Here is a 20,906-nt window from a genome sequence, read left to right on the forward strand (position 1 = left end):
GGCTACGAGCACACAGTTGCAGGCGTATTGCCCCTGTTCAGGCCGGCGGTTGAGGGACGAGGTCCGTGGACGGTTCTGCCGGGCCCTGCTCGCGGATAGGGTTGTGCCGGGTTTGCCGTAACGTCAGTTGAAAACCGATCTACCGGGCTCAGGGCGCGGGTGAAGGGGAAGACAGCCACCAGCAGAACCGCTTCCCGGGCCGTGTCACGCCGTCCCTGGGTCAGGCAAAGGTGATCTGCCGGATGCCGCAGGCTACCGGAGCGCAGCCTAAGTTGCTGCTGAACAGTCGCTTACAAATCAGGTGGGCGGTCCCGCCGGACGCGACGAACTGATACAGGGCTGCTCGGATTCCGTCTCGAATCGGTTGCCGTGCCGCCGGTCCGGGACTTGGGATTTAAGGCTTGCCCCGGCGGGAGCGATTTCTTATAGTGGACGCGAAGACAAACGCCCGCTGCTTTATCTTTTTGGGACTTGTAACCTTGGATTGATCCCCTCCAAAGGGCAAATTCGGTGGGAACAGCGCGGCGTTGCGCACAGAGGTGATGATTGTGAGTAGCGGGTATTCTCCATGTCGAGCATCCGTTATGCGGATATTAAAGAGAGGAAGGCATGAACATCTACGTGGGAAACCTGTCGCGCGACACCTCGGAGGAACAGCTTCGCCAGGCGTTTTCAAGCTACGGTGAGGCAAAAGAGGTGCACATCATAACTGACCGGTACAGCGGCGAGTCCAGGGGATTCGCGTTTGTCGAGATGCGCAGCAAAGAGGAAGGTCAGGCGGCAATTGCGGGCCTAAACGGAACTGAATTGAACGGTCGGACGTTGAACGTGAATGAAGCCCGACCGCGCGAGCGGGGCGGTGACCGCGGTGACCGCGGTGACCGCGGTCACCGAGGTCGTGGTCGCTGGTAGGATCGGGTTGGACATTACCAGGGCGCCGATTGGGCGTTAGTTATTCAGGGGCGCGGGGTCATACCCGTGCCTTTGTCACACTCAGCAGGAGTTGACACAGCACAATGAACATATTTGTCGGGAATTTCTCGCTTGACACGAATGAGGACGACCTTCGGAAGGCTTTTGAACCGCACGGGGAAGTGGGCTCGGTGGAGATCATCAGGCAGAAAACCACCGGTGAATCCAGGGGATTCGCGTTCGTCGAGATGCGCTCTCGGGACGAGGCCCAAGCCGCCATCAGCGCCCTCGACGGTGCTGAATTCATGGGCCGGTCTCTCAACGTCAATGAGGCACGACCCCGCGTACAGGAGTATCGCAACGATCGGTCGCGGTACGGATCGAAACGGCCTGATTCGAGACGGCGGACGGGCAAGAAGGGCAGCAGAAAACATCGTGGCGGCCGGGGCGGTCACGGTTATGGGGGCCGGCGGTGATACAATCACCTTAGCCTGCCGTCTGCGGTTTCCACCGAATTCCCGGCCGAGTGTGTGTTACGGAATCTGAAAACGTAAACGTCGTAGGGAGGATTGGGTGAACAAGGCAAAAGCTGGCGACACGGTCAAGGTTCATTACACCGGCAAACTGGAGGATGGGACTGTGTTCGATTCTTCCAGCGGGGGCGACCCGCTGGAGTTTACGATCGGACAGGGCAGAATCATCCCGGGTTTCGAGAACGGCATCGTGGGGATGGTAAAGGATGACAAGAAGACTATTACCACAACGTCGGAAGAGGCCTACGGCTCGCGGCGAGAGGAATTGATGACGACGTTTGACAGGTCGCAGCTTTCCGACGAAATCGACCCGGCTGTCGGCATGCGCCTGCGGATGAAGAAATCCGACGGTGGCACGATCGACGTTGTCGTGGTTGACTGTAACGAAAAGTCGGTGACTATTGACGCGAACTATCCTCTGGCCGGCAAGACTCTGATTTTTGACGTCCAGCTGATTGAGATAGCATAGAATGTTTTTGCGTATTGACTCCCCGGCCGTCGTGATCAGCCGGCGCGGCTGGTTCATGTCCGCGGCCGGCCGCAGGGAATGGGGGGACAGGACACGTCGGTGAAGCTGCAGAGCCGCCACCAGGTGTGAACCAACATTGATTCGGCAGGAAGCCTATGAGTGCGACACAGAATTTCGGTATGCGCATCCACGCCATTGCTGCTTACGCGCCTCGTCAAAAGGTGACAAACAGCAGGATCGCCGCCCGGCTGCGCATGGAACGCATGCGCGTCAACGCCGAAAACAGGCACAACGGTCTGGGGAAACTGGACCGAAAACAGGAAAAAGTTTACAAGACCAGCGATCGCTGGATACAGCGGTTCATCGGATTCAGGGAGCGCCGGTTCGCCGCCGAAGACGAGGGAACCATTGATCTCGCGGCCAGGGCCGCCCTGCTGTTGCTGGACAAGACCGAGTTGAAGCCGTCGCAGATTGACGGCATAGTCTTTGGCAGCGTCACGCCGTCATACCTGAACAGTCCCCCGGATTCCGCCATGCTGCAGGACCGGCTGGGAATCCCTGCCTACGATGGTGATACTCCCAGAGACTTCCACTGCATTGACTGCTCTCTGGCGTGCAGCACGTGGATGGCGAGCCTGCTGCACGCCTACCTGCTTATATCCTCCGGCATGGCCAGGAACGTCCTGGTGGTGGGCGCGGACAAGATGAGCAGCACCATTAACTGGCGGGACCGGGCGTTTGCCACGGTGCTCGGAGACGCCGGCACGGCCACGTGGTGCAGCGCCGTGGCCCCGGAAGAAGACTGGTTCGGCCCGCGTCGGTTCTGGAGCTGGGCCAGCGGCAGGGACGGCGGTGTCATTATGACGCCGATGGGGGGATCAAGTCATCCCATAAGCTCCGCCATGGACATCATCGAATATAAGAACCGGCTGGCCATGGACGGTGCGATGGTCAAGGAGTTGATCGTTCCGCTGGTCGGCGGGCCGGGAATCGAGGCCGCCCTGGGTAAGGCCGGCTGGACGATGGACATGCTTGATCTGGCGACGTTGCACGAGGCCAACCTGACGCTCAACGACGATATTTTTCGGCAGTGGAAGCAGCGCGGTTTTTCCGGGAAGGTTCTTGATGCCGGCGGACTGTTCGGTAACACGACCGCGGCGACAATCCCGCTGGCGCTGGCGCTGAATTCCGAGGCCCTGACGGTGGGCAGCCGCTTTGTGTGGATGGCCTTTGGCGGCGGCCTGTCGGCCAGCAGCGTGCTGGGCCAAATAAAGCACCCCGTTACCTGCGTGTCCGCCGTCTGATTACCGGCCGTCGGCCGGGCGGGGTGTGCGGCAAACTCACGAGGCAGGCAAAGAACAGCCCGGCAGCCGTGTGCCAACTGCCGGGCCGAAACAGACCTGCCACCAGGCACCGGGGTCAGTGCAGTTCCGAGAAATACACTTCACCCAGATTCAACCCTCTGATTTCGTCCTCGATCGCAGACCGGTCGCCAACCACGACGATTAGGATCTCATCGGGTTTGACCCACCTGTTGGCCGTTGCCAGCGCCTCGTCGACGCCGACATCGTTTATGCGGGTGACATAAGTATTCCACGTATCCATCGGCAGGTCGTGTGTGATCATGGTCGATAACTCGTAGGCTACCCCGGGAAGGGATTGGAAATCCTGGGGGAAACCCTTGGTAAGCTTGTTCCTGCTGTCGGTCAAGTCGGCCCCGCTCATGGGCCTCTCACCGACAATGCCGCGAAGCTCCCTGACGAACTCAACTATCGCTTTGCCGGTGACGTCCGTTTGCACCTGTGCGTAACAGCACAGAAGACCCTGGCCGCGCCGGGCTGTAATAAAGGAATACGCACCGTACGTGTACCCCTTGTCCTCGCGGAGATTCTTGAAAAGTCTTGCCGATGGATCCGCGCCCAACACCTGGTTTACCACCGTAGCCGGCAGGTAGTCCGGATCTTTCCGTGAGCCGAGAAGATTGCCGAGAAAGATAGTGCTCTGGGACGTGCCCGGGAAGTCGACGATGCAGATCCTGGTCCTGTCAGGCGGTGCCACAGCAGGGACGGAGCCCGGGGCCAAGTCGCCGCGCTTCCACTTCTTGAAGACGCGTTCCAGGCCGGTCCTGGCCTGCTCCAGAGTGATGTCGCCGACGACGATGGCAGCGGCGTTATTCGGCAGGAAGTTGACCCGGTAGAAGCTCTCGATATCCGAGCGGCTGATGGCGTTTATCGATTTCTCGGTTCCTGAACCGGTGTAGGGCTGGCCGTAGGGATGGTTCTCTCCGTATATCTCGCGCTGGAAGCTCTTGTAGGCCACCGTAAACGCCTGTGAGGATTCCTGTCGAATGCGTCCAAGATAAATCTGCTTCTGTCTCTGGAGTTCCTCTTCCGGGAAGGTCGGGTTGAGCACCACGTCGCCCATGAGATCCAGGGCCGGATCGAGATTCTTCTTTAGCACGTTCAAATTAACGCTGGTGTAGTCGAACGTGCTGGCGACGCCGAAGTAGAGTCCGAGCCTCCGGGCTTCATCGGAGATCTCAAGGGTGCTTCGGGACTTAGTGCCCTCGTTGAGAAGTTCGGCCGTCAGAGAGGCCGTGCCCGGACGGTCGGCCGGGTCGGCGGCCCAGCCGCTCTTTATCAGGAGATTGACCTGAATCAGGGGCAGCTTGTGATTCTCGACCAGGTACAGCTTCAGCCCGTTGGTCAGCGTGGCCTGCTGGATTTGCGGGGTCGTGAACGACGGATCGGTTTCCGGCTCGGGTTCAAGGCTCATCTCCGTGCCTTTGTCCGTTTCCGCCAGTTGGCCATATGGTTCCACGTACAAAACCAGGCGGGCGTCGGGCCGCAGGTAATCACGGGCGTAGGCAAGCATGCCATCGATGGTCGCATCGGTGTACCTGTTCCTGTCCCACGGCAAGTGACCGGGATCACCCAGATAGGTGTTGTATCTGTTCAGCAGATCAGCGCGGCCGCCGAATCCGCCGAGGTCTTCCAGCCGCCGTACGAAGGCGGATTCCCGGTTAATCTGAGCCCGTTCGAATTCGTCGGTCGTCACGCCGTTCATCAGGAGGTCACTTAGGATCCGGTCAACCTCGCGTTCGATTTCCTGCAGGCTGTGTCCTTCCTTGGCTGTGACGATTATGTAGAAAAGGCTGCCGAGCTCTAAGGAGGACTGGAATGCCGTCACGTCCTGCGCCATCTGGCGGTCGTAGACAAGCGCTTTATAAAGCCGTGATGTCTTGCCGGCAGCGAGGATGCTCGCCAGCAAATCGAACTCGGCGTCACCGGGACTGTAATAGGCGGGAGTGTGCCAGGTCATGTACAGACGCGGCAATTCAACCTCATCCGTAAGTACCGTCCTGATTTCCTCGTTCAGTGTCGGTATCCAGGCTTCAATGCGATTGACGGGCGGGCCCGGCGGAATGGGGGCGAAGTACTTTTCCACCCACTGCTTTACCTGTTCGGGCTGGAAGTCACCGGCGATGCAGAGAGACGCATTGTTGGGGGCGTAATACATTCGGAAGAATTCCTGCACGTCCTCGAGGGTAGCAGCCTCGAGATCCTCCATCTTGCCGATGACGGTCCAGGAATACGGATGGTGGGACGGGTACAGAATTGCCCGAGAGATCTCCTCCACCATGCCGTACGGCTGATCATCGACGTTTTGCCGTTTTTCATTCATCACGACACTGCGTTGATTGTCCAGGCGCTCCTGGGTAATCGCCGGCAAGAGATATCCCATGCGGTCGGCTTCCAGCCACAATGTCTTTTCGAGGTAGTTGGCGGGCATGTTTTCCCAGTAGTTGGTGCGGTCCTCGTCGGTGGACCCGTTTCTGGTGCCGCCGTACCTGATGATGCCGTCGGTGAAATTCGTGTTGAAGTGCTCCGAGCCCTGAAACATCATGTGCTCGAAGAGGTGGGCGAATCCGGTTCGGCCCGGCATTTCGTTCTTGGAACCGACGTGGTACCAGACGTTGACCGCGACCACGGGAATCGTATGATCTTCATGTAGAATGACGTCAAGTCCGTTGGGCAGTTCGTATTTCTCGAACTTCAGATCGGGCAGGTCGTCGGCGTGGATGAAAGGCGCGAAGATGACAACGGTAGCCAGCAAGGCAACTGTGGCAATGCGGCAGCATCTCATAGCGTCATCCTTTCTCACAGTGTTTTTGGGGGAACGTCGTACGTGTGATACCGGTGCGCGACATAGTACTCTCCGGCTTCGAGCCGTTATATGGCATACGAGAGGCGCGGAGTCGTTGTTGCATAGCGATCTGCGCCGGTCGCCGAAGAGACTGGCGTTTTTCAGCGGAGTTGCGACGCCGACGGTCTTTCCTCAACCAGGCGCTGGCCGTCAACCCGTGGGGAAAGGTGCCGGCTCCGCAGCCATGTACCGGACCAAAAGTCCCTTGCGCCCTGAAATTCGATACCGTTTATTATGTATCAAAGGACGCCGGATTGGTGGAAAAGACTAACACCAGGAATTTTCAGGCGAATCGAATCGATTCGGCAGGCGTTTGACAATCAGCTTATAACTCAAATCCTACACTGAGATTGTCAAGGTCTTCGGCTCTCGAAGTTCTTAGTGGCCAGGGCTATCGAATGCCATCAAATCACGTCAAGCCCGTATGTCCGAACTGACGGAGGGAGAATCTGCCCGTGGCGGAGAATGACGCTCAGGACGACCCCACGCAGTCGTTTACAGCTTTGACTGTTGGCACCGCGGTTGCGCACTACAGGATCATCAGCCGAATCGGTGCCGGCGGGATGGGCGAAGTCTACCTGGCCGAGGATACCGAACTCAACCGCAAAGTGGCTCTCAAGTTTCTGCCTTTTCACATGTCGGCCAGCCAGGAGTGCAGGACCCGCTTCAAGCGAGAGGCGCAGGCCGCCGCCGCGCTGGATCATGAGAACATCGCGACGGTCTACGAAGTAAGCGAATTCAGCGGTCGTCCCTTTTTCTCCATGCAGTATGTGGAGGGCCGGTCCCTGCGCGAGGTCATCAAGGCCCGCCCACTCTCGCTGGAGGAAGCGGTCAGCCTTTCGGTCCAGATATGCGAAGGGCTGAGCGAGGCCCATCGGTGCGGAATAACGCACCGGGATATTAAACCTTCCAACGTGGTCGTGGATTCGCACGGGCGGCCCAGGCTCGTGGACTTCGGACTGGCCATCGTCAAAGGCGCCCAGCGTATAACCAAGACCGGTACGGCCCTCGGAACAGTGGGCTACCTGGCGCCGGAGATCGTGCGCGGTGAACCGGCCGATACGCGCAGCGATATCTTCTCCGTCGGCGTGCTCCTGTATGAATTGGTCACCGGATGTCAGCCTTTCCTTAAGGACAGCGAGGCCGCCACGCTTCACGCCATCGCATACGATTCTCCCGAACCGGTGGCGCTTCTGAGAGAGGGCGTCCCGGAGGAATTGCAGCGCATCGTGGACAGGGCCCTGGACAAGAACCGAGATACCCGGTACGGGAGCATCGATGACCTTCTGAACGATCTGCGAGTTCTTCATTATGCCGTCGTGGGCGGTGAACGATTGCCCGTTGCCAGGCCGCTCAGGCACCGGCGAGCCCGGTCGAACGCACGGCTTGTGGGCTCGTTCACGGTGGCCGTTCTGGTCGTGCTGGCGCTTTTCCTCGTCCCCGGAAGCAGGCAAACAATCCGGGAGTGGTTTGGCGCAGGCCGCGTGCCCAATGAACGTCACCTTGCGGTGCTCCCGTTTGCCGATCTCGGAGGGGGCGATCTGGGACAGATCTTTTGTGATGGTCTTATAGAGACTCTATCGAGCAAGCTGACACAACTGGAGCATTTTCACGGATCGCTTCTGGTGGTTCCGGCCAGTGAAGTGAGGCAACGCGGCGTGGCCAGCGCCGGGCAGGCGCGAGCCGCGTTTGGTGTCAATCTCGCCGTCAGCGGGAGCATTCAACAATTGGGTCAGGCTGTTCGGGTGACGCTGAACCTGATTGATGCAGAATCGGAAAGGCAGCTTCGGGCGTCGGTGGTCGATCATGTGCTGACCGATCTGACGGCCCTGCAGGACTCTACCGTCGTAATCGTGGCGAACATGCTCGAAGTTCAGTTGCGGCCGGAGGAAGAGAGGGTCCTGCAGGCGGGCCGGACGAATAGCCCCGGAGCTTATGATCTGTATGTCCGCGGGCAGGGCTACCTGCAGCACGCGGAGAAATTGGCCAACGTCGACACGGCCATTGAGTTTTTCCAGCAGGCCCTTGACCGTGACCCCGATTACGTCCTGGCGCTGGCCGGGCTGGGTGAGGCCTACTGGAGAAAATACAGTGTGGAAACCGACCCCCGGTACGAAGAACTGGCCGTCTACAGCAGCCGTCGCGCGCTGGCGCTGGATGATCAGATTGCGCCGGTCTATGTCACTCTTGGCCTGATCTACACTGGAACGGGCAGGTATCAGGAGGCGGCGGACGTATTCAATCAGGCGCTCAGCCTGGACTCCACCAGCCGTGCGGCCTTTGCGGGGCTGGCCGAGGCGCTCGAATCGATGGGCAGGCTCGACGCAGCGGAAGAAGTCTACAGGAAAGCCATCGCCGTACGACCTGACCATTGGCCCGGGTACACAAACCTGGGGCTGTTCTACGTCACTTACGGTCGCTACGACGAGGCCCTAGAGCAACTGGACCGAGCCGTGGCGCTGGGGCAGGACGGCTACGTTGTCTGGAACGATCTGGGCGGGCTGTATTTCGCCGTAGGCGAGATCGACCGAGCGCAGGAAATGTGGGAGCGCTCGGTAAGGATCGAACCCAATTACGGTGCGTTGTCCAATTTGGGTATCCTTCACTTTATGAACGACCGTTTCGCACTGGCCGCGCAGAAGTATGAAATGGCGCTCGAACTGAACAATCGCGACTACCGGATCTGGCTTAACCTTGCCTCGGTCTTGAAACGCGTTCCCGGCGAAGACACGCGCTCCGGGGAAGCGTATTCCAGAGGAATTGAACTTGCGGAGGTCCAGCGCCAGATTAACCCGTCTGATCCCGGGCTGCTGGCGCAGCTTGCGGATGCCTACGCCTCGATCGGCGACGATGACAGGGCGATTTCACGGATTGACGAAGCCCTCGAGCTTGACCCGAATAACGTCGAGACGATGGTCACGGGCGGTTGCGTGTTCGAGCAGATCGGCCACCGGGACCGGGCCCTGTCGCTGATCGCCAATGCTTTGAAATGTGGTTTCCCGCGGAATCAGATCGAGCCGCTGCCGGAGCTGCGCGAACTGATGAAAGATCCGCGTCTTGACAGGATGATGGATGAAGGCCGTGCGCCGGGCTCCGACTCGATATAGGACGGAAGCTCACGCGGCGACGTTAGCGTGCTCGGCCCGGCTGATAACTCACATAACAGGAGGGTAGTGTGATGACGAACACGGTAAACGCCCAAGAACACGCAGTCGTGATCTTCGAGGATTCACGGGAAGGCAGCCTGTACAAGGTTACCTCCTGCAGACTGCTGGCGCAGAAGTATGACTCGGTCTTCTTCAGGAATTTCACCGGCGTGAAAGTGAAAGTGCAGTTCCAGGGTCCTTCTCCGTTCGACGCCGATACTTTTGAGCTCGTTCCCGGCGAAGAGGACACCAAACCGGTGGCCAGTGGAGTTTCGCCGGGGGCATATCCGTATGATGCCCTTTGCGGTCCCCAGCAGGTGCCGGCGGAGGGTTCAAGACCGATCATCATAATCTACAAGTAGTGAGGTCGGCACCGCCGTCTTCAGCGCGGACACGCCGAAGTCCGGTAACGAACCTGTCGGATACGGGCCGCGTACGCCGCCGAGCCGGTCATTGTCTTACAAGTGACCACCGGACTCACCCGGTTGTACATCGGGGCTGAGACCGGACGAAGCTCGGAGAGAAAAACGACCGGTAAGAGGATACTGGTCGTCGAAGACGGGCGGGACATCGAAGATCTGATTGCATACCACCTGCAACGAGAGAGATTTCAGCCGGAATCCGCGTTGCCTGGTGAAGGGGGCATAGAACTGGGAAAGAAATCGATTCCCGACCTGATCGTTCTCAATCTGATGCTTCCCGGGATGATTCGTGCAAGGGTCGGCCAGGCTGGTCAATGAGGCCTGTCGCCTTTGAATCCCGTCCCTAATGCTTGTATTCCATCCCTGAGGGCAAATGAATTGAAACAGAAGGCACGGTTCTAACGTCGTTATGATCTGAAACCGGAAATACGCGAGGAATGCCTGTCCTGAATAGAGCAGCCGTAAACAGACGCATGCTGTTTGCTGTCCTGGTTCTTTCGAGTGCCGGGTGGAATCAGGCATACCCGTTTTCGACATTCGTTCTTGGGGCGGAGAGAATCTGGTTTTCCGGGGGGAATCCCGATTTTTTGCACCGGCCGGGGTCTGGTGGTCGTAAACAAGCGGTGGGTCGCCAAGACCGCCATGCTGGCGCCTCCCGAGATGCCGGTCAGTTGGGTTTCAAGGCTTGCTTCCGGCCCCACGGATGTACACTCTGTGTGCTGTGCAACAACCAACATCAAAGACCAGACGGCGTGTTATACGGGGCCGACGTCCGGGTCCCGAGAACGCTCGTCTGAGGGAAGGAGCTTATGAGAGCCCTGAAGCTTTTGGTTCCAGTCATTGTGATAACGACGTTAGGAGAAGGATGCCGGACTATGAATCAAAAACCCAGCGTTGAAGATGAGAAGGCACAAATAGGCGAGGTCATCAGCAACAGTATCGGCTGGGCGGCGAACAAGGACAAAGAACTGTCCTTCAGCTGTTTTGCCGAAGACGAGGAATTGTTCTACTTCAGTCCCAGAGACGATGGCACCATTCACGGCCGCAAAGCATTCGTCGCTTTGACGGAAGGCTTCTTCATGTTGGATGATTTCAAAGCCGTCCGTTTTGAAATCCGGGACCTTCAGGTGAACCTTTCCCGATCCGGCGACGTGGCCTGGTACCACGCCCGCCTGGACGACTTCAATGAATGGAAAGGCCAGCCGGCCAACTGGGAGGACGTCCGCTGGACGGGCGTACTGGAGAAGCGCGACGGCCGCTGGGTGATTGTGCAGATGCACTTCTCTTCCCCCACTGATCGGCCCGAGAAGGGGTAGGAGAAAGCCGAAACGTAGACGTTTCGGTAGTCGGCGGGTTGGTGCCGACAGGCACTGATTCGCCGACAACAGATAAGCAGGAAAACGCTGGACCGCTGACAAAGAGAGATAGCTCGTGGGTGAAACACCGAAATGGAAACACGCCGCAGCGGGGGGCGAGCGGGATCTGAAGAAGCTGTTCCCGCAGTTACAGGAATACTGTTCGCCGAGGGTTATCGGCGAGGTGAACGATGTCTTTGTCAAGATCACGAAAGTGATCGGTGATGACGTGCCGTGGCACACGCACAACGGCGAGGACGAGATGTTCTACATGGTGAAGGGTTCCATGCAAATGCAGCTCCGGGACAAACCAGCCTTCACTCTGGCCGAGGGGGAGTATTTTATCGTCCCGCGCGGAACTGAACATCGTGTCAGCGCCGAACGTGAATGTTGGATGCTGCTGATCGAGCCTAAGGCCACGAAGCACACCGGTGACGTGGCATCGAAGATCACGAAGACAATCGAAGAGCAGATGGGGTCCTGAACCCTGCTGAACGGCAGTGCGGAGACTTCACGTGCAGTTTTGGCCCTGTAGCCATTGGCCGGCTTATGTGCGGCTTTGTCCACGGTCAGTTGCACTTGGTCGACTGGTTGTGCGTCTATTCAAGAGATATTAGCGCACTTGCCAAAGGAGGATTTTAGACCATGCACGCAGCTTGTGACCCGACCGGCCGGTTTCTGGTGATCGCACTCATCTGTATAGTATGCCCTGGCCTGTTCATAGCCGTCGTTATGGCCGAGGCCGAACGGGAGGCAGGTTCAATGAACAATGAATGGGCGGCGGTTGAGCAGACTATCCACAACTGCTTTGGCTGGGCCGTGGAAAAGGATTTCGACCTGTTCTATCGGACAATTGCCGATGACTCCGATTTTATCAGTGTCACGCCATACAGCAAAGTGAAGTTCGGCGTCGACGACGTAAAGGCGGGGGCGGGATTTTGGGCCAGTCCGGATTTCAAGGCGATCAGTCACGAAGTACATGATCTGAGAATCACATTCTCGCGGGAAGGCGATGTCGCCTGGTTCTACTGCGTACTTGACGACCTCAACGAGTGGAAGGGTCAGCCCGCCAACTGGGAAAAGGTGCGCTGGACCGGCGTTGTCGAAAAGCGCGATGGCCGCTGGCGGATTGTGCAGCAGCATTTCTCGTGGCCGAAGGAAGATTAGACTCCCGTGGCCCCGGTGGCCCATCCGCTTGCGGTGGGTTTCTGATTGCTTTTGCGAGACCCCCGGGCAAAAAACTCCCTTGCGGTGCATTTTTGATCTTCGTAACCTATTGCCGGCCGGAACGGTGGCATGGGCAGACACCCGGGGCTTGGGAAAAAATTCCGGCGATTCGGCTTCTGACTGAACCACAACACAATACGAAATGGGGAAGGGCGTTGACGCCCGAAGCTTCAAGTACTACTTCGCATTGATTTGGACCATTTTGGACACGAATTAGCCACATTTTGGCCACATGAGCATCACGAGAGTTATAGGCAGTGCCGGGGCACTACGGCCGTATCGCCATCCATGTCACATAGACTGATGTCAAATCATCAATAGATGTTCCATCACTGTACTTCGACACTGTAATATCAAACCCAGTCCAGTTACCGGCGGAGCCTTTTACGTCCGCAACCGCCTTGATCGCTGCACCCTCAACGAGCCCATTGGCAGCTCCTCTTAAGACAACAGTGAGGAACATGTGCGGCTTTTCGGTGCTCGTGAACGGACTTCCGAAATCTATTGTCGTTAGTCCATAATGCTCAATCATATCAGCATTCACCACACCATCGAATGCACCCGACTCACCGATACTCGAGACAACCACCCCCGCCGAGTCGGCATATTTGGCATAATCAGCCTGCCACGCCTTGTAGGCGTACGGTGCTGAACACAAACGGGTCCGCGGTGCCAACTCCGGGTCCTCACCGACCTGAATGCCCAGCCATAGGTCAGGGTCGTTGGTGAATGTCCAGGGGGGCAGGCCTTCCTTTGATCCAAGCTGCCAGTTGAAAAGACCGTTGACAACCAGGACCGTGCACGATGGGCTGATCCACTCCCGATCGGTCGGGGCGGTGCTGAGCGAATCATTCCAGATCCTGAAGGTGAGCACGTAATCGCCGTCGGTGACCGGGTTGTGGTCGGTGTCGGTAAGCCTCCCCTGGTAGTTGATCAGGTGGGGGACACCGTCCAGAACCTGGGTCACACCGTTGGACGCCGGCATGAAAGCGGCACAGAGCAGAAGTGCCCCTGCCGCGCGGTAGATGTTCCTGCGTCGCATGTTTCTATCTCCCGTTTCGATTCGTTTTTTTCGCCTGTTGATGATAGGTCAGAGATGTACGATCAACTTATAAGATAGGCATTGCAGCCTATGTTGCAAGAGGCAGATTGGGCGGAATGCTTATGGCCGCTCGTGAGGCTTCCGGCTCAAGGCTCGAAGTCACTGATAATCATGCAGTTGGCGCAGGGACCTTTTACTCGGGAGTCTCAGCTTTGTGAGTTTTGCCAGGAAAGAATTTGGACTCTCGGGCAACATTTTGACGAAACCTGAGAACCTCGGGACCCGTAAGGCATATTACTAGTCTGACAACAAGATGTAACATCCTGGAAATGCCATGACAGACAACTGGATTCCGAAGCGCAAAACTATAGTAGGTCCTGTCTACAGAGCGATTCTTCAAGTTACTGAGTCGGACATCTGCTCTGGAATTCTGTCGTCAGGAGCGCTTCTTCCGCCTCAGGGTGAAGCGGCCGACAGGCCGGGAGGGGCTCAGAACCCTGCCGGCGGAGACAGCATGAGTCGCCGGACGACAGGACCCTGGCTGATGGACACATTGGTCGGTTAAACGTGAATTTCATCTATAAGAATTGTCTGAAAACATGCCCAGTCAATTACAGGAACTGATATGGGCGATGAATCGTAGGAGGGTCAAGGTGGTTGCACGCATTCTCACGAGCTTACTCGCAGGCAAGTCCGGTCATTTCAGGCCCCATTTCATGCTCAGCCTTGCGATACCGGCGTTTGTCGGAGGTATTCTGTTTGCAGGTTCAGAAGCGGTCGGTGCCGGAGCGGAAGCAGCCAATTTTCCGTGCGTCATCACAACCGAAAATGCCTCAGAGGTCCAGTTAGTAGAGACGCTGAGCGAGCATACCGACAGAGTCTGGACCGTGGCTTTCAGCCCGGATGGCAGTCTGTTGGCCTCGTGCGGAGAGGATGGATCGGTGATCGTTCGACCGGTCGACACCCTTAGTTCTACGACTGTGTTGACGGCTAGTTATTGGGTGATAGGTTTGGCCTTTAGTCCTGATGGTCAGGTGCTTGCCTCGGGAGAATACGTCGGCCCGATACGCCTATGGGATGTTGCAACAAGTACCCAGATAGACATGTTGATGGGTCATACCCAGGGATGTTGGAGTCTGGATTTCCAGGAGAGTTCCGGGACGTTGGTCTCCGGGAGCTTAGACGGCACCGTTAAACTGTGGAACCCGTCCACCGGTGCACTTATCAACACGCTTGAGGGCCACTCGGGAGCGGTGTTGTCGGTCGACTTCAGTCCCACCGAGGACCTGATCGCGTCATCCGGAACCGATTATGATATCTGGCTTTGGAATAGCCTGAACGGCGACTCGGTACGTGTTCTTGAAGGCCACACGGAGAACATAGGGTTCGTCAAATTCAGCCCGTCCGGTACTCATCTGGCTTCCTCGGCGGATGACGGGACCGTCCGCCTCTGGGACGTGGCGACTGGTGATCAGGTGTGGAGTCAAAATGCCGGGCAAAGTTGGGTGAACTGTGTCAACTTCAACCCCGACGGCACCCTCCTGCTTACGTGCGGCCATAACGGCTCGGTAGTCCTGAGAGAAGCCGCCACCGGCAATGAGCTGCGCCGGTTGACGGATCACACCGAGCAGGTCTTACGCGGTGCATTTCATCCGGGAGGCGCGATGTTCGCCACCGCCAGCTGGGACCAAACTGTCCGCATCTGGGCGATCCCGACATCCATCGGCTCGACAAGCCACACTCCCGTCGAACCCTTACCGACCGACTCGGTCGTGGTGCTTTCGCAGGTGTCCGAATGCGGGGGCATCACCAGTGTCACACTCCATTACGACATCGGAGCCGGGTTTCAAGCTGTTCCCATGTTCGATGACGGCGCTCATGGCGACGGATCGGCCGGTGATCTCACCTTCGGAGCAAAGATACCTCCCGTACCGCTGGGGTCTTCAGTAAAGTACTATGTTTCGGTCATGGATAACGATGGTGCCACAGTCGTCGATCCTGTCGGAGCTCCTGATGTCTGCCACGAGTACACCGTTCCGTGCTGTGTAGGTGTTACCGGCAATGTGGATGCTGATCTGGGGAACACCATAGACATTGGCGATCTTACCGCGCTGATCGGATACTTGTTCATTCCACCGAACGATGTGCCCGCCTGTATGGAAGCCGCGAACGTGAATGGCGACGAGGGTGGCGTGATCGACGTGGGCGATCTGACGGCTCTGATCAGGTACCTGTTTATCCCGCCTAATCCATCACCGGTAGACTGCGGCTAAGTATCGGTTGCCGGTGTTCAGTCAAACCCGGACCCTGCGGCGCGGCGGAGCCATCCGGAGCGTGCAAACACAACCGTCGTGTGTCCCATCATTCATGGTGGGTATCTTTTTCTGAAGCGATTGTAGTCACTGACCGCCCGGTGGCCCATCCGCTTGCGGTGGGTTTCTGATTCCTTTCGCGAGACCCCCGGGCAAAAAACTCCCTTGCGTTCCACTTTTGGTCTTTGTACCTTATTGCCAGCCGGAACGGTGGCATGGGCAGACACCCGGGGCTTGGGAAAAGATTCCGGCGATTCAGCACGTGACAGACATCCAACGCATCCCACCGCAGGGCAGGGGGATAGGGCGGATTGGTTTGAGTGTTACGTTGGATGGTTTTGTATTGATTTGGGCGGAAAGTAGTTACTGCTTGGTCACAACCTAGTGCCTATGTTCCACCCATCTGTAGGACACGCGAAACAATATGAGAAATTTCGTTTTTCTTAGTCACGCGAATCCCGAAGATAACGATTTTGTATGGTGGCTAGCCCTGCAACTTGCGAGGCGCGGGTATAACGTTTGGTGTGACCTGACAAGGCTTCTAGGGGGAGAGGACATATGGAAGGATGTGGAAACAGCGATTAGGGATGGTTGCTCAAAGTTCCTATACGTACTCACAAAGACGTCGAACGCAAAGACGGGACCGCTGCAGGAGCTTCAAGTAGCTCAGAGTGTTGCTCGTGATCATGGCCTACAGGATTTCATAGTTTCTCTGCATCTTGACGATTTGCCATACCGGGATATCAATATCCAACTAGGTCGAATCGAGGCTATTCCATTTGAGGAGAGTTGGGCCAGCGGGCTGGGCAGACTGCTGAAGAAACTTGCGGCCCACGGCGTGCCAACCGACCGCCGGCTAACACCAGACTGGGTAACGTCCATGTGGGCGGTAACAGGCAGCAGGCAGCGAATCATTCGACAGCGGCAGGAACACCTCACAAATTGGTTTCGAATAACGAAGCTGCCTAAGGAGCTACACGTACACAGTTTGCGCGACTCAGTTGGCCGGCCGGATCACCTAGTCCTGGAGACACAGTTCCCGGTAATCGTACATAGAAACAGCCTGGTTTCGTTCGCATCCGAGGAGGATTTGCCAGATAGTGCGAGAAAGGCGGTATCTTGTACCCGTCGCCTAACCATATCATCGACTGACCTGATTCCGGTGGCAAGAGCGGGTGGATCAGGTAGGCGCGACAATATACACCGTTTCGTGTCCCGACTGCTAAGGTCAGCGTGGGAAATCATGCTTAATGAGCGCGGGGTGCCAACATACTCACTGTCAAATCGCACAAAGTGTTTCTATTTTACAGAAGATATTCTTAGAGGAAAACGAATTGACTTTCAAGGTGTGGATGGAGCAAGAGCTCACCGTCAGCTCATTGGGTTCAAGACTGTGGGCAAAAAGAGTGTGGGCGGTCGCGCAAAGAGAATGTGGCATTTTGCGCTTAGCTCTAGGCCGTTACTTCATCCAGAACTAGCATATGTTATAAGACCGCACGTGTTGTTCTCTGATGATGGGGTAACCATTTGGGAGAGTAAGGAGCGGCTGCATGCCGCCCGACGAAGTCAGTGCAAAGATTGGTGGAATGATGACTGGAGAGATCGTATCCTTGCCGGTGTGATGTGGCTGAGTGACGGGGCGGATATGATTCAGTTACCAATCAGCAATGATGCAACACTTCATGTAGAACGCTCGCCTGTTATCGTGTCAAGTCCTGTGACCTATGCAGGACCTGTGTCTGTTGAACTGGAAACGTTTGACGAACACGAGGACGAATCTGACGTTGGTACTGAAAACTGGGAATATGATGAGAGCGATACATCCTAGACGATGAGACTTCTCTACATACAGGAGCCGCTAATTCAATTTGGGTATGAGCAGAAGCTCGAAGATCCGCGAGACGGGCTCACTCTGTTCGGCCCACTAGACCAGGGCAGACCGTATGGCATTAGAATAGGTGTTGTTGGGACCGCCGACGGCGTACGGCGGTTCAAAGTGTGGGCTAGGCGGATGCAGTCTCCAATCTCCAGCATGCCTTCTACTGTTGCCCACCCTCTTTTCCCAGGATTCGAAGCTGCATTTCTGATACCGTGGGCCTCTGAACCAGCACTTGAACTCGAGGTTTGCACGGAGACATTGAACAGACAACTGCGTCTCGATGATAAGTATCAAAGAGTCTTCGAGACGGTAGATCTTTTCGTAAAGCCAATTGCGACCGCTTTGCGTGAAGAAGAAACTACAGTGGATGTGTGGTGTGTGATGATTCCAGACGAAGTCAAGACGTACTGCAGGCCGAAATCGTTTGTGCAGGTCGATAGGAGAATCGTAGCTAGGTCTAAACTACCTTTCAAGTACGCTAAGAAGCTCAGAAATGAACCGTCATTGTTTAAGGAGGATAACATAAAGGCAAGACCTTACCACTACGAGGTCAATTTCCACAATCAGTTAAAGGCTAAGTTGCTGGAGTATAATGCTCCTACTCAGATAATCCGTGAGAGCACAATCATCCCCGAGGAGTTCACAGATAGCCAAGGTAGACCAAAGCGAGATCTGTCACCAATGCTCTCTGATATAGCGTGGCACTTGTCAACCGCGTTTTTCTACAAAGCCGGCGGTCGCCCATGGAAGATTGGTGAAGTGCGCGAGAATGTCTGCTACATTGGACTTGTATTTAAGCAGGACGTGCGGTATTCTGATCCACGTTCAGCATGTTGCGCAGCGCAGCTGTTTCTTGATTCCGGTGATGGCATCGTCTTTAAGGGAGATGTTGGTCCGTGGTACAACAAAAAGTGGGGGGAGTTCCATCTTAACCGTGCCGCGGCCCGCGATCTGGTCCGAATTGCTATCGAGACGTACAGTGAAAAGAGAGGCTCCGAACCAAAGGAGTTGTTCTTGCATGGAAAGGTGAGATTCAATGATGAGGAATGGTCTGGATTCAGAGATGGCGTCGGGTCCAGTACCAACCTCGTCGGAGTTCGTATTCGCGATTCAGATGACATAAAGCTTTATAGTAAACTTGACCACCCGGTCTTGCGGGGACACGCATTGGTCGTGGACGAGCATACGGCCTATCTCTGGACCAAGGGGTTTGTACCTCGACTTCAAACCTACCCGGGGAGGGAAGTGCCACGGCCGCTTCTCGTGGAGGTGTGTCGTGGAACTGCCTTAATAGAGACAGTTCTCAAAGATATTCTGATACTAACAAAGCTTAACTACAACGCGTGTCGTTTCGCTGATGGGTATCCTGTAACGCTGAAATTCGCCGACGCAGTTGGTGAGATTCTGACTGCCGGACCTCTGGAAAGGGTTCCGCCCTTGCCGTTTAGGCACTATATCTGAACCGGACAGGTGCCCGGCTACGAGGTTTGAGGCCAAAAAGTGGCTTTTTGCTGCTGGCTTTCGGATACCGGTCTGATGAGGCTATCTAGTCTACCCATTTGCAGCTACATAGGATTTGGTCGGCGCCACGGGAGCCAAAAACCCCCTTGCATCTCCCGCAGCCCACATCTAACTTACTGCCGCATCATTGATTGCCGGAATGGTGGAACGGGCAGACACCAGGGACTTAAGAACTGATCCCGACGAAAAGGCATCTGACTGACGATCAATACAGTGCGATGTATAGAAAGGGTTCAATCATACTTGTGTAACGATTGCTCTGTATCAGCTTGGGCTGTTTTGGTGCAAGAGTGGTCCCAAGTTGGTCACAGAGTAGTTGGTAGCCTCTATGTTACTGACAATGACTGGGTGATTCGTCCAGTCTCAAGCGACGCCGAAGACTGATTCTCTGGTGTGGACAGGTTCAGCGCAGAAGACGGATGAAAGCGATGAAACTAGACATTCAACGACTTGCGGACTGCATTGAAAACCAAGCTGAGCCGGAACCTTTCTCCGGTGTGGTTTACTTGACCAAAGGTGCAGAAGTCCTGTTTGAAAGAGCATGTGGGTTTGCGATCAAGTCGGAGTCGATTATCAACAAGATCGACACTAGATTTCAGATGGCATCCGGGTGCAAGATATTCACCGGTGTGGCCATCTGTCAGCTTGTGGAAAGTGGTAAGCTTGGATTTGACTCCCTTCTAAGTGAGAACATCGATGCGGAGTTTCCGAACTATTCGCCGGACATTACTATACATCAATTGTTAACGCACAGTTCAGGTATAACTTCCTATTTTGAAGAGGATGTTGATCCCGATTATGAAGCATTGTGGCGAAATACGCCGATCTACAACATTAGAAGTCCAAAGGACTTCCTCCCGTTGTTTCAATCGAAACATATGAAGTTCTCGCCAGGGGAGAAGTTCGAATACAACGATGCAGGATTCATTCTACTGGGCCTGGTGGTTGAGAGTATCACTGGTATCGACTTCTCAGAGTATATTCGACAGAACGTGTTTAATCCGGCTGGGATGAGAGACTCGGGGTACTTTTCGACTGACCAACTACCGGAAAGAACGGCCTATGCCTACATCAAGAAGAACGATGGTACTTGGCGAACAAACTTCTTTGCAGTTCCAATTACGGGAGCACCCGATGGTGGTGCATATACCACTGCGCCGGATATGGCCAAGTTTTGGAGGGCGCTTCTAGAGGGTAGGCTCCTGGGCGATGAGATGACAGGACAAATGATGGAAGCGAAGATTGTCTCGTTGTCAGACCCAACAAGTTCCCATTATGGTTACGGTGTATGGATTGACCAGTCAGATGGGAAGAAGAGAAAGGTTCTTGTTGTAGGATACGATCCGGGAGTCGCGATGAAGTCAGCATGCTATTTGGACGAGAGTGTTACTCTCACCGTAATGGGTAATACGTCTGAAGCTCTGTGGCCTATGTACAGGAAGATTGAGATGATGCTGGGTCTTTAGGCTACTCTCAGAACAAGCAGTTCGATCTACCATGTCACAAGCTCCGGTAGCCCCAGATTTCTTCCAGGTCTCAAGTTCTCTGGAGGAAGCCAGGGCTACAACAGAGCTTAGATACGTTGTGTGTCCGACTCCGCTACGGTTTTTCCTACACGCGAAACGTAATCCACGGTACTCGAAGAGCCTCAATCATCAGCTCCGGAAAGGTTCCTGGATAGGGCCTGCTCGCGGTCTCATTGATCTTCGAGCATGCTTGTGATAAGAAGTTTCATCGCCGTAATATGATAATCAATGGAGGTCAATGGACGGCGGGACACCAGGGACTTTTTGTCCCTTGCATTTCTCTCCAAACATTGATAACTTCTTGTTGGATCGTCAATTGCCGGAGTGGTGGGTTGATTTGGGCCGTTCTGGAGCGA

Annotated in this window: 16 protein-coding genes; 14 read left to right on the forward strand and 2 right to left on the reverse strand. The window is 55.8% G+C overall.

From position 1 onward, the window contains the following. Nucleotides 1–609 precede the first annotated feature (609 nt). The 4 genes from VMY05_04825 (at nucleotide 610) to VMY05_04840 (ending at nucleotide 3,218) form a co-directional block, all read left to right on the forward strand. Nucleotides 610–912 carry an RNA-binding protein gene (locus VMY05_04825; GenBank protein ID HUV30401.1) on the forward strand — a complete coding sequence of 101 codons (303 nt, stop codon included), beginning with the start codon at nucleotides 610–612 and terminating at the stop codon, nucleotides 910–912. Between the two features lie 104 nt (nucleotides 913–1,016). After that, entirely contained in the window at nucleotides 1,017–1,388 is a 372-nt protein-coding gene (locus VMY05_04830; protein ID HUV30402.1) for an RNA-binding protein, read from the forward strand. A 97-nt stretch (nucleotides 1,389–1,485) separates the two neighbouring features. Further along, nucleotides 1,486–1,914 (forward strand): peptidylprolyl isomerase, encoded by a 429-nt coding sequence (locus VMY05_04835; protein ID HUV30403.1) that lies wholly within the window; start codon nucleotides 1,486–1,488, stop codon nucleotides 1,912–1,914. A gap of 155 nt (nucleotides 1,915–2,069) precedes the next feature. Then, a complete protein-coding gene (locus VMY05_04840; protein ID HUV30404.1) occupies nucleotides 2,070–3,218 on the forward strand; it encodes a 3-oxoacyl-[acyl-carrier-protein] synthase III C-terminal domain-containing protein in 1,149 nt (382 codons plus the stop codon). 115 nt (nucleotides 3,219–3,333) lie between these two features. Here the strand turns inward: VMY05_04840 and VMY05_04845 are convergent, their stop codons facing one another. Continuing rightward, nucleotides 3,334–6,060: a pitrilysin family protein gene (locus VMY05_04845; GenBank protein ID HUV30405.1), complete on the reverse strand. Its 2,727-nt coding sequence runs from the start codon at nucleotides 6,058–6,060 to the stop codon at nucleotides 3,334–3,336. A gap of 515 nt (nucleotides 6,061–6,575) precedes the next feature. Between VMY05_04845 and VMY05_04850 the strand changes: the two genes are divergently transcribed. The 6 genes from VMY05_04850 (at nucleotide 6,576) to VMY05_04875 (ending at nucleotide 12,210) form a co-directional block, all read left to right on the forward strand. Further along, nucleotides 6,576–9,227, forward strand: a complete 2,652-nt coding sequence (locus VMY05_04850) for a tetratricopeptide repeat protein (GenBank protein ID HUV30406.1) — start codon at nucleotides 6,576–6,578, stop codon at nucleotides 9,225–9,227. A 71-nt stretch (nucleotides 9,228–9,298) separates the two neighbouring features. Then, on the forward strand, nucleotides 9,299–9,628 hold the full coding sequence (locus VMY05_04855; GenBank protein ID HUV30407.1) for a hypothetical protein: 330 nt from the start codon (nucleotides 9,299–9,301) through the stop codon (nucleotides 9,626–9,628). A 102-nt stretch (nucleotides 9,629–9,730) separates the two neighbouring features. Beyond that, the gene (locus VMY05_04860) at nucleotides 9,731–10,006 is read left to right on the forward strand and encodes a hypothetical protein (protein HUV30408.1); all 276 of its coding nucleotides are present in this window, start codon (nucleotides 9,731–9,733) and stop codon (nucleotides 10,004–10,006) included. 557 nt (nucleotides 10,007–10,563) lie between these two features. Next, entirely contained in the window at nucleotides 10,564–11,004 is a 441-nt protein-coding gene (locus tag VMY05_04865) for a nuclear transport factor 2 family protein (GenBank protein ID HUV30409.1), read from the forward strand. A 115-nt stretch (nucleotides 11,005–11,119) separates the two neighbouring features. Next, nucleotides 11,120–11,527, forward strand: coding sequence for a cupin domain-containing protein (locus VMY05_04870; protein ID HUV30410.1), 408 nt, complete (start codon nucleotides 11,120–11,122; stop codon nucleotides 11,525–11,527). 161 nt (nucleotides 11,528–11,688) lie between these two features. Further along, a complete protein-coding gene (locus VMY05_04875) occupies nucleotides 11,689–12,210 on the forward strand; it encodes a nuclear transport factor 2 family protein (protein ID HUV30411.1) in 522 nt (173 codons plus the stop codon). A gap of 328 nt (nucleotides 12,211–12,538) precedes the next feature. On the opposite strand, the gene VMY05_04880 is transcribed toward VMY05_04875, so the two are convergent. Further along, entirely contained in the window at nucleotides 12,539–13,312 is a 774-nt protein-coding gene (locus VMY05_04880) for a hypothetical protein (GenBank protein HUV30412.1), read from the reverse strand. A gap of 632 nt (nucleotides 13,313–13,944) precedes the next feature. Here VMY05_04880 and VMY05_04885 point away from each other — a divergent pair. The 4 genes from VMY05_04885 to VMY05_04900 all read left to right on the forward strand — a co-directional run bounded on the left by VMY05_04885 (nucleotide 13,945) and on the right by VMY05_04900 (nucleotide 20,490). After that, the gene (locus tag VMY05_04885; GenBank protein HUV30413.1) at nucleotides 13,945–15,585 is read left to right on the forward strand and encodes a hypothetical protein; all 1,641 of its coding nucleotides are present in this window, start codon (nucleotides 13,945–13,947) and stop codon (nucleotides 15,583–15,585) included. 1,282 nt (nucleotides 15,586–16,867) lie between these two features. Further along, nucleotides 16,868–17,452, forward strand: a complete 585-nt coding sequence (locus tag VMY05_04890; protein HUV30414.1) for a hypothetical protein — start codon at nucleotides 16,868–16,870, stop codon at nucleotides 17,450–17,452. A 3-nt stretch (nucleotides 17,453–17,455) separates the two neighbouring features. After that, entirely contained in the window at nucleotides 17,456–18,964 is a 1,509-nt protein-coding gene (locus tag VMY05_04895) for a hypothetical protein (protein ID HUV30415.1), read from the forward strand. A gap of 488 nt (nucleotides 18,965–19,452) precedes the next feature. Next, nucleotides 19,453–20,490: a serine hydrolase domain-containing protein gene (locus tag VMY05_04900; GenBank protein ID HUV30416.1), complete on the forward strand. Its 1,038-nt coding sequence runs from the start codon at nucleotides 19,453–19,455 to the stop codon at nucleotides 20,488–20,490. Nucleotides 20,491–20,906 lie beyond the last annotated feature (416 nt).

Source organism: Acidobacteriota bacterium (assembly GCA_035529075.1).
GTDB lineage: Bacteria > Zixibacteria > MSB-5A5 > GN15 > FEB-12 > DATKXK01.